Here is a 13,332-nt window from a genome sequence, read left to right as displayed (position 1 = left end):
GCAAACGCAACGGGGCGCCCGAAGGCGCCCCGTGTGCACTGGACCGTCGAGCAAGCGCTTACAGACGGCTGGCGATGGCCTGGGCAAAGCCCATGGTGTTGCCGGTGCCGCCCAGGTCGCCGGTCAGCGAATCCTTGGCTTCCAGCGTGGCCACGATCGCCTTGCGCAGGCGCTCGGCGTTCTGCGGCTGGCCGACATGGTCCAGCATCTGCGCCGCCGCCAGCAGCAGCGCGCACGGATTGGCCTTGCCCTGGCCGGCGATGTCCGGCGCGGTGCCGTGCACGGCTTCGAAGATCGCCGCATGCTCACCGATGTTGGCGCCCGGGGCCAGGCCCAGGCCGCCGACCAGACCGGCACACAGGTCGGAGATGATGTCGCCGAACAGGTTGGTGGTGACGATGATGTCGAACTGTTCCGGGCGCATCACCAGCTGCATGCAGCAGTTGTCGACGATCATTTCCTGGAACTCGATGTCCGGGTACTTGGCCGCCACTTCACGCGCCACGGCCAGGAACAGGCCCGAGGTCGACTTGATGATGTTGGCCTTGTGCACCGCGGTGACCTTCTTGCGGCCGGCGCTGCGGGCCAGCTCGAAGGCGTAGCGCACGATGCGCTCGGAGCCCTTGCGGGTGATGCGGGTACCGGAGAAGGCGGTCTCGCCGTCGGCCGACACTTCCTGGCCCTCGGCCAGGTAGGCGCCTTCGGTGTTCTCGCGCACGGTGATCAGGTCCACGCCGTCGCCGAAGCGCGACTTGGTGTTCGGGAAGGACACCGCCGGACGCACGTTGGCGTACAGGTCGAAATGACGGCGCAGGCTGACGTTGATCGAGGTGAAGCCGCCACCGACCGGGGTGGTCAGCGGGCTCTTCAACGCGACCTTGTTGCGTGCGATCGACTCCAGCGTGGAGGCCGGCATCAGGTCACCGTGCTTTTCCAGCGCGACCAGGCCGGCGTCGGCGTCTTCGTATTCAAAGCCGGTGTCCAGCTTGCCGAGCACGAACAGGGTAGCGTCCATGATCTCCGGGCCGATGCCGTCACCGCGGATGACCGTGATTTTCTGCGTCATTGATGTGTATTCCGAACCGAGGGGGAGCGCCGTCCGTTGAGGTACCCGGAGCGTGGGCGCAGGGGAAGTTTCATCGGCAATTATGCCTTACCCGCCCAAGGGACCCCAAATTGGCCATTGGTCGGGTAGCCACCGACCGTGGGTCGGTGGGCATTGTGGCGGCTCGGTGGGTAGTGGGGGCGGTGGGCGTGTCGCGGCGGCGATTGCCACCGGACATGAACAGAAGGCCGCCGGCCAAGGCCGGCGTTGCCGCTCAATGTTCGTGAACGGCCGGCGCGGCGGCACCACCTTCGAGCTGGTCGAGGAAATCGACCGCGCGACGCAGGTGCGGGATCACGATCGAGCCACCGACCACCAGGCCGACCGAGAAGGTCTCGAAGAACTCCTCGCGGGTCACCCCGGCGTCCTTGCACTGGGCCACGTGGTAGCTGATGCAGTCGTCGCAGCGCAGCACCATCGAGGCGACCAGGCCGAGCAGTTCCTTGGTCTTCACATCCAGCGCGCCGGCCTGGTAGGTCTGGGTGTCCAGCGCGAAGAAGCGCCGGACCACCTGGTTGGGCTCGCCCAGGATGCGCTGGTTCATGCGCTGGCGGAATTCGGTGAATTCGGCGATGCGGTCCTTGCTGCCGTCGTCGGCCGCGCTCATGCCGGGTCCTGCCCGGCCAGCAGCGGCTCCAGCTTGCCGGCGCGGTGCAGGGCCATCATGTCGTCGTAGCCGCCGACATGGACCTCGCCGACGAAGATCTGCGGCACGCTGGTGCGGCGGGTCTTGGCCATCATCTTGTCGCGCTCGACCGGATCCAGGTCGATCCGCACCTCGGTCCAGTCGCGGCCCTTGCTCTTCAGGAAGTTCTTGGCCGCCACGCAGTAGGGGCACACGGCGGTCGAATAAATGGTGATGGCGGGGGCGCCAGCCGGGTTGGAAACAGCATCTTGGCTCACGGGAAACTCCACAGCGGATCGACGGTCTGTATATGGTAGCCCTCCGCTGGATTTTCCATGCCATCACCGCAACACTGTGGATTAACCTTGGATTTGCACCGGGCCTGTCACGCTGGGGGCCCGCCCGCCCTGCCCCGCACCCCCAGGAGCCTTGTTTGCGCCCTCTGCTGCTCTCTGCCGCGTTGACCCTGGCCCTGGCCGCCCCGCTGGCCGCCGCCCAGGACAACAAGCTGCCGGACATCGGCTCGTCGGCCGGCGAACTGCTCACCCCGGCCCGCCAGGCCGAATACGGCGGGATGATGCTGCGCGAGCTGCGCAACTACGATTACCTGCTGGAAGACCCGCTGGTCGATGACTGGCTGCAGACCATGGGCGCCCGGCTCGGCTCCAACAGCGCCCAGCCACGCCAGAGCTACACCTTCTTCATGCTCAAGGACCGCCAGATCAATGCCTTCGCCACCCTGGGCGGCTACATCGGGGTCAATGCCGGGCTGGTGCTGACCGCCCAGCGCGAGGACGAGGTCGCCGCGGTGCTGTCCCATGAAATCGCCCACGTCACCCAGCAGCACGTGCTGCGCGGGGTGGAGCGTGCCCAGCGCGACCAGATCCCGATCCTGCTCGGCATGCTGGCGGCGGTCGTGGCCGCCCAGCAGGCCGGCGGCAACTCCTCCGGCGATGCCACCATGGCCGCGATCACCTCGGGCATGGGGCTGATGCAGCAGCGCCAGATCAACTACACCCGCAGCAACGAATCGGAGGCCGACCGCCTGGGCATCCGCACCCTGGCCCGCAGCGGCTACGACGTGGATGCCATGGCCGGGTTCTTCGAGCGCATGTCGGCCTCGATGCGCGGCAATTCCGGTGGCTACTCGGTACCGGACTTCCTGCAGACCCACCCGGTCAACACCACCCGCATCAGCGAGGCCAAGGCCCGTGCCGAGCAGATGAAGAAGGACACCGTACTGCTGACCACCGCCGTCCCCGGCGGCATCCGCCAGGAGCGGGTGGACCCGGCCGATCCGGCGCTGTCCGACCCGCTGGTCAAGCGCAACAATCCGATGCTGCCGGCCTCGATGCAGATCTCGATCAACGCCCTCGGCCGCGGTGGCAGCGGCCAGTTCGAGTGGGCGCGCGAGCGCCTGCGCGTGCTCAGCGCCGACACCCCCGGCGAGGTGGCCCAGGAGTACGAGAACCTGCAACGCACCCAGAAAGATGGCTTGAGCCAACCGCAGCAGTACGGCCTGGCGCTGGCCCGGCTGCGCAACAGCGGCGCCGCCCAGGCCCGCCGCGACCTGGCCGAACTGCAGCAGGCGCACCCGGACAACCTCTGGGTGGCCCTGGCGCTGGGCGAGGCCGAGTCGCGCTCGGGCCAGCCGGCCCAGGCCAACACGCGCTTTGAGACCCTGCTGCGGCAACACCCGGGCAGCCGCCCGGTGGCGCTGACCTATGCGGCCATCCTCAATGAACAGGGCGGCCGCGAGGCCGGCCAGCGTGCCCTGGCGATGCTGCGCCCGCTGCTGTCGCAAAGCGGCAATGACCCGGTGTTCCAGCTGCGTCTGGCCCGGGCCAGCGAACTGGCCGGCGATACCATCCGCGCCAGCGAAGCCTATGCCGAGGCGGCATTCCTGAATGGCCGCCCGGAACAGGCCCTGATGCAGCTGCAGGCGCTGAAGAAACAGCCGGCGCTGGACTATGTGGGCCGCGCGCGGGTGGATGCGCGCATCGAAAGCATCACCCCGACGGTACTGGAGATGCGCCGCCAGGGGATCTCCGACCCCGAGCTGGAGCGACGTTGAGTTATCCGTGGTGCCCGGCGCAGATGACCGCCGGATGGCAATCGCCGCCGATACCGGCCCGGGCCGTCACAAACATGTCATGAAACCGTAGTCTACTGGGGTCAATCCCGGTCTGATAAGCATTACGGTGGGCACGTGCAAAAACGCATCCTGATCGTCGACGATGAACCTGCGATCCGCGAAATGGTCGCCTTTGCCCTGCGCAAGGGCGATTACGACCCCATCCATGCCGGTGATGCGCGCGAGGCGCAGACGGCCATCGCCGACCGCGTCCCGGACCTGATCCTGCTCGACTGGATGCTCCCGGGCACCAGTGGCCTGGACCTGGCCCGGCGCTGGCGCAAGGAGGCCCTCACCCGCGAGGTGCCGATCATCATGTTGACCGCGCGCGGCGAAGAAAACGACCGCGTCGGCGGGCTGGAAGCCGGGGTGGACGATTACGTGGTCAAGCCGTTCTCCGCGCGCGAACTGCTGGCCCGCATCCGTGCGGTGATGCGCCGCGCCCGCGACGACGACGAAGACGGCAGCGTGGCGGTCGGTACGATCCGCATCGACGGCGCCGCGCATCGGGTGTTCGCCGGCGACCAGCCGGTGCCGATCGGTCCCACCGAATACCGCCTGCTGCACTTCTTCATGACCCACCCCGAACGCGTCTACACCCGCGCCCAGCTGCTCGACCATGTCTGGGGCGGCAGCGTGTACGTGGAAGAGCGCACCATCGATGTGCACATCCGGCGACTGCGCAAGACCCTGGAACCGTTCGCCGCCGAGAACATGGTGCAGACCGTGCGCGGCGCCGGCTACCGGTTCTCGACCTCGACCTGATCACCGCCACTCCTGCTATGGTCCGGCAGCGGGGCAACGCCCCGCCCTACCCCGGATCACGCCGGGGACCGCAACTTCCGCGAGACCGCAATGCCGCGCCACATCCGCTCTGCCTGGTTGAAGACACTGGCCACCCTCGCCCTGCTGCTGCTCGCCGCCGGCGTGCTGGGGCTGCTCACCGGCCATGTCTGGATGTGCATCGCGCTGGCCTCGATCGGCGCGCTGGCCTGGCACTACTGGCGGCTGCGCCGGGTGCTGCGCCGGCTGACCGCGCGGCACCGCTGGGACACCCGCGAAGGCACGGGGGTATGGAACGAACTGGACCGCCTGCTGTACCGCAACCAGCTGGAAATGCGCACGCGCAAACGGCGCCTGCTGGACATGCTGCGCAGCTACCGCGCCGCCGCGGCGGCGCTGCCCGACGCGGTGGTGGTGGTGGACCGCAACAGCCAGCGCGTGCAGTGGTTCAACGAAGCGGCCACTTCGCTGCTGGGCCTGCACCATCCCGGCGACCTGGGTGAGGCCCTGGTCGAACGCCTGCAACCGATGCCGCTGGCCCACTGGCTGGCCGGTGGGCGCAACGCCGAACCGATCCTGGACGTGGCCTCGCCGGTGGATGCGGCGATCCGGCTCAACCTGCGCCTGATTCCCTACTCGCCGGACTACTGGCTGCTGATCGCGCGCGATGTCAGCAAGCTGCTGCGGCTGGAACAGGTGCGCCGCGATTTCGTCGCCAACGTCTCCCATGAACTGCGTACGCCGCTGACCGTGGTGCACGGCTATCTGGACATGATGGAACCGGAGGATTTCCCCGGCACCGGCCCGATGCTGGAGGAAATGCGCAAGCAGTCCCAGCGCATGGCCCAGCTGGTCGAAGACCTGCTGACCCTGTCGCGGCTGGAATCGCAGGAACATACCGAGGAGGAGGCGGTGGCGATGGCGCCGATGCTGGCCACGCTGCGCCGCGAGGCCGAAGCGCACAGCCAGGGCCGCCACCAGATCAGCGTGATCGACAACGCCGGGGTGGACCTGCAGGGCTCCAACAAGGAACTGCACAGCGCCTTCTCCAACCTGGTCACCAATGCAGTGCGCTACACCCCGGCCGGCGGCCGCGTCGAGGTGGAACTGGCGCGCGAGGGCCAGGGCGTGGCGCTGCGCGTGCGCGACACCGGCTACGGCATTCCGGCCACCCACCTGCCGCGGCTGACCGAACGCTTCTACCGGGTGTCCAGCAGCCGGTCGCGCGAAAGCGGCGGCACCGGGCTGGGCCTGTCGATCGTCAAGCACATCCTGGGCCTGCACCATGCGCGCCTGGAGATCCAGAGCGAGGTCGGCAAGGGCAGTGTGTTCTCGTGCCACTTCGATGCCGACCACGTGCGCGTACGCACCGAAGCGGCCTCCCTTCCTTCTTCCGAAGACTTTTCCGCATGAGCAGCCTTGGCCCCCTTCCCGCCGTTGTGAATGCCGACAACGACCCGCTGCGCGATCCGGCGCTGTACATCAACCGCGAACTGTCGCAGCTGGATTTCAACTTCCGGGTGCTGGCCCAGGCCATGGACACCCAGGTGCCGCTGCTGGAGCGCCTGCGCTTCATGTGCATCTCCTGCACCAACCTGGACGAGTTCTTCGAAATCCGCGCCGCCGCGGTGCGCCACGCCCAGGAGTTCGGCCTGCCGCCGGCGCCGGACGGGATGACCCCGCAGGCCATCCTCAACTCCATCCACGACCGCGCCGCGCAGCTGGTGGACCAGCAGTACCGCTGCTGGAACGAAACCCTGCGCCCGGCACTGCACGAAGCCGGCATCGACGTGCTCGGCCGGCATTCGTGGAACCATCGGCAGAAACGCTGGCTGCGCGCGTACTTCCGCAACGAGATCATGCCGGTGCTGTCGCCGCTGGGCCTGGATCCCTCGCACCCGTTCCCGAAGATCCTCAACAAATCGCTGAACATCGTGGTGGTCCTCAAGGGCACCGATGCGTTCGGCCGCGCCGGCCACCTGGCCATCGTGCGCGCACCGCGTTCGCTGCCGCGCATCATCCAGCTGCCGGAAAAACTCGGCGGCGGGCAGACCTATGTGTTCCTGTCCTCGGTGTTGTCCACCTTCGTCGATGAACTGTTCCCGGGCATGGAAGTCCAGGGCGCCTACCAGTTCCGGGTCACCCGCAACTCCGAGCTGGTGGTGGACGAGGAAGAAGTGGAGAACCTGGCGCTGGCGCTGCGCGACGAGCTGGTCGACCGCGGCTACCGGCCGGCGGTGCGCCTGGAGATCGCGCAGGATTGCCCGCGCGACATCGTGCGCACCCTGCTGCAGAACTTCGGCCTGACCGAGAACGCGGTGTACCGCATCGACGGCCCGGTCAACCTCAACCGGGTGATCCAGCTGTACGACCTGCTGGCGCGCCCGGAACTGAAGTACCCCACGCTCAACCCGCGGGTGCTGCGCGACAGCGACGGCATCTTCGAGGTGGTCGCGCGCGGGGACGTGCTGCTGCACCATCCCTTCGATGCGTTCACCGCGGTGCTGGACCTGATCAAGCAGGCGGCGGTGGACCCCAACGCCCTGGCGATCAAGCAGACCCTGTACCGCACCGGCAAGGATTCGCAGATTGTCGATGCGCTGATCCTGGCCGCGCGCAACGGCAAGGACGTCACCGTGGTGGTCGAGCTGCGCGCGCGCTTCGACGAAGAAGCGAACCTGGGCCTGGCCGACCGCCTGCAGGAAGCCGGCGTGCAGGTGGTGTACGGCGTGGTGGGCTACAAGACCCACGCCAAGATGCTGCTGATCGTGCGCCGCGAAGGCCGCAAGCTGCGCCGCTACGTGCACCTGGGCACCGGCAACTACCACAGCGGCACCGCGCGCGCGTACACCGACCTGAGCCTGATCACCGCCGATGCGGACATCGGCAACGATGTGCACCTGCTGTTCCAGCAGTTGTCCGGGCTGGCCCCGCGCACCAAGCTCAAGCGCCTGCTGCAGTCCCCGTTCACCCTGCACCCGGGGCTGCTGCAGCGGATCGAGCGCGAAACCCGGCTGGCCGCCAGCGGCCGCCCGGGCCGGATCATCGCCAAGATGAACGCCCTCAACGAGCCGCAGATGATCCGTGCGCTGTATGCCGCCTCGCAGGCCGGCGTGCAGATCGACCTGATCGTGCGCGGCGCCTGCACCCTGCGCCCGGGCGTACCGGGAGTGTCGGACAACATCCGGGTGCGCTCGATCGTGGGGCGCTTCCTGGAGCACAGCCGGGTCTACTGGTTCGGCAACGATGGCGCCGCCGAACTGTTCTGCGCCAGCGCCGACTGGCTGGAGCGCAACCTGCTGCGCCGGGTGGAGACCTGTTTCCCGATCCTGGACCCGGAACTGGCGCGCAAGGTGTACCGCGACGTACTGCAGAACTACCTGGACGACAACCTCAACGCCTGGGAACTGCGCGCCAACGGCGAGTACGACAAGTGCACGCCGGGCCACGACGAGCCCCCGCATGCAGCGCAGATGACGTTGATGCAAGGCCTGTAGGTACCGACCGTTGGTCGGTACGTCTTTGCGTGCCGGCCAATGTCCCCCCGCGTGCCGACCAACGGTCGGCACCTACCGGGCCAGGAGCAACGGCCAGCCCCACCGCGACCTGCGCATCGGCCGCCGCCCCCCCCTCGATGCGACCGGTCGTCGCAGCCTGCCCCTGTGAAGGCCACGCGGTGACTTCGCGCCCCCGCCTTCGGCTAACATTCGCCCATGCCGCATACCTCCACGACTCCGCCTGCCCTGCGCGATGGCGACCTGCTCGCCGCCATCGACCTGGGTTCCAACAGCTTCCACATGGTCATCGCGCGCTACACGCTCGGGCAGCTGCGGGTGGTCGACCGCCTGCGCGAGACGGTGCGCATGGCCGATGGCCTGGACGGCAAGGGCGGCCTGTCCGCCGACGCGCGCCAGCGCGCGCTGGAATGCCTGGCCCGGTTCGGCCAGCGCATCCATGCGATCCCGCCGGTACGGGTACGTGCGCTGGCCACCAATACGGTGCGCCAGCTGCGCTCGCCGCAGGCGTTCCTGATGCCGGCCGAAACCGCGCTGGGCCATGCCATCGAAGTGGTCAGCGGACGTGAGGAGGCGCGCCTGATCTACCTCGGCGTGGCCCACGCGCAGCCGCCCAAGCCGGACCAGCGCCGCCTGGTGATCGACATCGGCGGCGGCTCCACCGAGTTCATCATCGGCCAGGGCATGCAGACCCTGGAGCGCGAAAGCCTGCAGGCCGGCTGCATCGCCAGCACCCGGCGTTTCTTCCCCGGCGGCAAGCTGAGCAAGAAGCGCTGGAAGGATGCGTTGACCGAGATCGGCGCGGAGTTCCAGCAGTTCGCCACCAAGTACCGCGCGCTGGGCTGGCACGAGGCGCTGGGCTCGTCGGGGACGCACAAGGCGATCAGCGAGATCTGCGCGACCATGAAGCTGAGCAAGGGCGCGATCACCGCCGAGGCGCTGCCGCAGCTGCGCGACGAACTGCTCAAGGCCAAGCGCATCGAGGACATCAACCTGCCCGGGCTGTCGGCCGACCGGCGCCCGATCATCGCCGGCGGCATTCTGGTGCTGGAGGCGGCGTTCCAGGCCCTGGGCCTTGAGAAGCTGCTGGTCAGCAAGGCGGCGATGCGCGAGGGCATCCTCTACGACATCCTCGGCCGTGCCAGCGAGAACGACCTGCGCGATGAATCGGTGGCCGCGCTGACCCAGCGCTACGGCATCGACACCGTCCAGGCCGAGCGCGTGGAACGCACCGCGATGCACCTGCTCGGCCAGGTCGAGGACAGCTGGGGCCTGGACCCGGACGATGCGCGCATGCTCGGCTGGGCCGCGCGCCTGCATGAGCTGGGGCTGATGATCGCCCACAGCGGTTACCACGTGCATGGCAGCTACGTGCTGGAGAACTCGGACATCGCCGGCTTCTCGCGGCAGGAACAGCAACTGCTGGCCGCGCTGGTCCGCAGCCACCGCCGCAACATTTCCAAGTCCGCCTTCGACGCCCTGCCCGAGCGCCTGCTGCTGCCGGCCCGGCGGATGACCGCCCTGCTGCGGCTGGCCGTGCTGCTCAACCGCACCCACGAAGACACCCCGATGCCGGCCCTGGACCTGACCGCCGACGACAGCCGGCTGTCGCTGATCCTGCCGCAGGCCTACATCGACGCCCGCCCGCTGCTGCGCGCCGACCTGATCGGCGAAACCGACGGCATGGCCGGGCTGGGGCTGCAGTTCCGCCCGTTCGTGGCCTGAGCAGACCGGCCTGCGCGGACTCCCGCGCAGGCCCGTACCGGATCGCCTGCGGTGCAGGCCTGCCCTGCCCCTGGCCCGCGCTGGGATCCTGCCATCGCGACCTCCCCACGGCCCCCACCGGCACGGCCTTGCCTCCGGCGGCAGCCGTGTGACTGATCCGTACGGTTGTGCGCCAAAACCGTACTGCATCGCAGCAATTTGATACATATCGACATAAACAGACATGAAGCCCGATTGACGGTCTCATGCCAAGCCATTGCTTTTGATCGTATTTTGTCTTTCAGGTTAGGGATTTGTGATAAATCCATCACGATGACTTTACAAACCCTTAACTACCGAGACTATGATCGGGTTACCGGCCTTCACATGGCCGGATTTTTTGGGATGGCGGGAACTTGGACCCGTCCACCCCTTTTTGATTGAGTTCCGAACGAGAGAGAGAGCCAAATGAATTCACGCACCAACGTGCTGGGGCAAGCCATCCGCATTGCCCTGGTCGCCGGCACCGCCGGTCTGGTCGCCGCACCGGCGATGGCACAGGACGCGCCGAACACCACCAACCTGGATCGCATCGAGATCACCGGTTCGCGCATCCGCCAGGTCGACGTGGAAACCGCCCAGCCGGTGCTGGCGCTGACCCGCATGGACATCGAACGCCAGGGCTTCAGCTCGGTGTCGGACATCCTGCAGAACGTCACCGCGATGGGCAGCCCGACGATCAGCCGTGCCAACGTGCTGACCGCCGGTGAAAATGCAGGCGGTACCTACGTCGACATGCGCGGCCTGGGTACCCAGCGCACGCTGGTGCTGGTCAACGGCAAGCGCCTGGGCATCAGCACCTCCGGCTACCAGGACCTGTCGGTCCTGCCGGTGTCGGCGATCGAGCGCATCGAGATCCTGAAGGACGGCGCCTCGGCCATCTATGGCTCCGATGCGATGGCCGGCGTGGTCAACATCATCACCCGCAGCAACGTCAACGGCGTGACCGCCAACGTCTACCACGGTCAGTACAGCGAAGGCGACGGCGCACGCGACCGCTTCGACGTGGTTGCCGGCTGGTCCAATGACCGCCTCTCGGCCACCTTCGCCGCCGAGCATTCGGAAGAAAAGGCCGTGTGGGCGCGTGACCGCGGTTTCAGCCAGTACAGCAACACCGACCGCCACCCGACCGAAGGCTGGACCACCACCAGCCAGTGGGGCCAGTTCACCGGCGTGAAGGGCCCGGGCTGCACCGTTGCGGCCGGCTGTGGCTACAACCTCAACCGCGGCAGCGACCCGACCAAGCCGGGCAACTACCACCTGACCAATCCGGCTGCGTTCACCGGCGACACCAGCAACACCAACGATCAGATGCACCTGAGCTATCCGATCAAGCGTGATTCGCTGTTCTTCTCCGGCCAGGCCGACATCACCGACAGCATCCGCTTCAAGACCGAGCTGGGCTACAACAAGCGTTCGTCGACCCGCGTCACCGCGGGTTACCCGCTGGCCTCCAGCTCGCTGGGCAAGACCGCTGCCGCCGGCAACATGGCCATCGACAGCTACTTCAACCCGTTCGGCAACAAGAACGGCTACGCCGCGCCGACCTCGGTGGCCTGGAACCGCCGTACCTGGGAACTGCCGCGTACCAGCACCAGCGAGCTGAAGACCTACCGCGCGGTGGCCTCGTTCGAAGGTTCCTTCGACCTGGGCGAGCGCTACTTCGATTGGGAAGTGGGCTACCAGTACAGCAAGAACGAGCTGACCCAGCACACCACCGGCAATCTGCACAAGCAGCGCGTCATCGATGCGGTCGGCCCGTCCTACCTCAACGCCGCCACCGGCAAGGTCGAGTGCGGCAGCGCAGCGGCACCGAAGGCCAACTGCATGGTCTGGAACCCGCTGGTCCCGTACGGCGTGCAGAACCCGTACGGCCTGGACGGCAACCAGGCCCTGCAGGACTGGCTGTTCCCGGAAGAGAACGCCACCGGCCAGACCTCGACCAAGAACTGGTTCGCCAACCTGAGCGGCAGCGCGTTCACCCTGCCGGCCGGTGACCTGGGCTTTGCCTTCGGCCTGGAAAACCGCGAAGAAAACGGCAAGTTCGTTCCCGATGCACTGGCCCAGACCGGCGCGACCACCAACCTGGCCGCAGGCCCGACCGGTGGCTCGTACAAGGTCAAGGAAGCGTATCTGGAAATCAACGTGCCGGTGCTGGCCGACCTGCCCGGTGCCAAGGAGCTGAGCTTCAGCGCCGCCACCCGCTATTCGGATTACAACACCTTCGGCGACACGCTCAACAGCAAGTTCGGCTTCAAGTGGAAGCCGCTGGACCAGCTGCTGGTACGTGGCACCTGGGCCGAAGGCTTCCGCGCCCCGACCATCAACGACCTGTTCGGTGGCGGCTCGGAAACCTTCGCCACCTTCACCGATCCGTGCGACAGCGTGTATGGCTCGGCCAAGTCCAACGCCGGCGTGAAGGCACGTTGCGCCGCCGACATCGCCAACGTCGATACCTTCCGCCAGCTGGACAGCACCAACAAGCCGACCTCCGGCTCCAGCGCCGCCACCCCGGTGCCGTTCACCTCCGGCTCCAACCCGAACCTGCTGCCGGAAACCTCGACCAGCAAGACGCTGGGCCTGGTGTGGAGCCCCACCTTCATCAGCAACCTCAACGTGTCGCTGGACTGGTGGAAGATCCGAATCGACAACACGATCGTGTCCGACAGCCCGAACCAGATCCTGATCGACTGCTACGAGCAGGGCATCCAGTCGCGTTGCGACCGCTTCACCCGTGACCCGGCCAACGGCATCGTCACCGGCCTGAAGTTCGGCAACCGCAATGCCGGTTTCGTCGAGACCGAAGGCTACGACCTGGACCTGAGCTACCGTCTGGATACCGACTACGGCAAGCTGAGCACCAACCTGTCCACCACCTACGTCAGCTCGAACATCTACCGTTCGTCCAACGACGCAGCCACCGTGCCGACCACCACCAACGGCATCGCCACCAACGCCGGCATCGGCTTCCGCGTGCGCTCCAACGCCACCGTGGGCTGGGACCTGGAGAACTTCGGCATCAGCTGGTCGGCGCGTTACTACTCCGGTGTCAAGGAGCAGTGCCTGAGCCTGCCGAACCATCCGGACGAGTGCTCCGATCCGAACGTGGCCGCGCCCTGGTACAAGGGCACGCGCAACTACAACGAACGTGGTTCGGTAACCTTCCACGACGTGCAGGCGCGTTACAAGCTGCCGTGGAACGCGACGGTCTCCATCGGCGCCAACAACGTGTTCAACCGCCTGGGCCCGGTGATGTACACCAAGCCGAACTCGGTGTACTCGTACTACGGTGCCTTCGACATCGGTCGCTTCGTGTACATGCAGTACAAGCAGAGCTTCTGATCGCTGCCAGGTAGTACCGCAACACACTGACCACGGCCCTTCGGGGCCGTGGTTTTTTTATGGC

9 protein-coding genes are annotated in these 13,332 nt (G+C 67.1%); 6 read left to right on the top strand and 3 right to left on the bottom strand.

Going from position 1 to position 13,332, the window contains the following annotated elements; genetic code table 11:
• Positions 1–58: 58 nt before the first annotated feature.
• From AC3ITM_RS04425 to grxC, 3 genes are all read right to left on the bottom strand, one after another.
• Positions 59–1,066, bottom strand: a complete 1,008-nt coding sequence (locus AC3ITM_RS04425; protein ID WP_228887578.1) for an isocitrate dehydrogenase — start codon at positions 1,064–1,066, stop codon at positions 59–61.
• A gap of 253 nt (positions 1,067–1,319) precedes the next feature.
• The gene (locus AC3ITM_RS04420; RefSeq protein WP_038690172.1) at positions 1,320–1,712 is read right to left on the bottom strand and encodes a carboxymuconolactone decarboxylase family protein; all 393 of its coding nucleotides are present in this window, start codon (positions 1,710–1,712) and stop codon (positions 1,320–1,322) included.
• Positions 1,709–2,008, bottom strand: coding sequence for a glutaredoxin 3 (gene grxC / locus AC3ITM_RS04415; RefSeq protein WP_228887576.1), 300 nt, complete (start codon positions 2,006–2,008; stop codon positions 1,709–1,711). The genes AC3ITM_RS04420 and grxC overlap by 4 nt, the downstream gene beginning before the upstream one ends.
• Before the next feature lie 155 nt (positions 2,009–2,163).
• Here grxC and AC3ITM_RS04410 point away from each other — a divergent pair, with 155 nt between their 5' ends.
• From AC3ITM_RS04410 to AC3ITM_RS04385, 6 genes are all read left to right on the top strand, one after another.
• On the top strand, positions 2,164–3,804 hold the full coding sequence (locus AC3ITM_RS04410; RefSeq protein ID WP_489268718.1) for a M48 family metalloprotease: 1,641 nt from the start codon (positions 2,164–2,166) through the stop codon (positions 3,802–3,804).
• A 135-nt stretch (positions 3,805–3,939) separates the two neighbouring features.
• Positions 3,940–4,629, top strand: a complete 690-nt coding sequence (gene phoB / locus AC3ITM_RS04405; RefSeq protein WP_123728486.1) for a phosphate regulon transcriptional regulator PhoB — start codon at positions 3,940–3,942, stop codon at positions 4,627–4,629.
• 90 nt (positions 4,630–4,719) lie between these two features.
• Positions 4,720–6,060 (top strand): phosphate regulon sensor histidine kinase PhoR, encoded by a 1,341-nt coding sequence (gene phoR / locus AC3ITM_RS04400; protein ID WP_489268715.1) that lies wholly within the window; start codon positions 4,720–4,722, stop codon positions 6,058–6,060.
• On the top strand, positions 6,057–8,144 hold the full coding sequence (ppk1, locus tag AC3ITM_RS04395; RefSeq protein ID WP_489268713.1) for a polyphosphate kinase 1: 2,088 nt from the start codon (positions 6,057–6,059) through the stop codon (positions 8,142–8,144). Before phoR ends, ppk1 begins: the two co-directional genes overlap by 4 nt.
• 216 nt (positions 8,145–8,360) lie before the next feature.
• Entirely contained in the window at positions 8,361–9,887 is a 1,527-nt protein-coding gene (gene ppx, locus AC3ITM_RS04390; protein WP_228887572.1) for an exopolyphosphatase, read from the top strand.
• 447 nt (positions 9,888–10,334) lie between these two features.
• Positions 10,335–13,268, top strand: a complete 2,934-nt coding sequence (locus AC3ITM_RS04385) for a TonB-dependent receptor domain-containing protein (protein ID WP_489268710.1) — start codon at positions 10,335–10,337, stop codon at positions 13,266–13,268.
• The last annotated feature ends 64 nt before the right edge of the window (positions 13,269–13,332 follow it).

This window comes from Stenotrophomonas sp. KH_029 (assembly GCF_057839765.1).
Note: the sequence above shows the minus strand (reverse complement) of the source record. Positions and strands in the feature narration are given on the sequence as shown.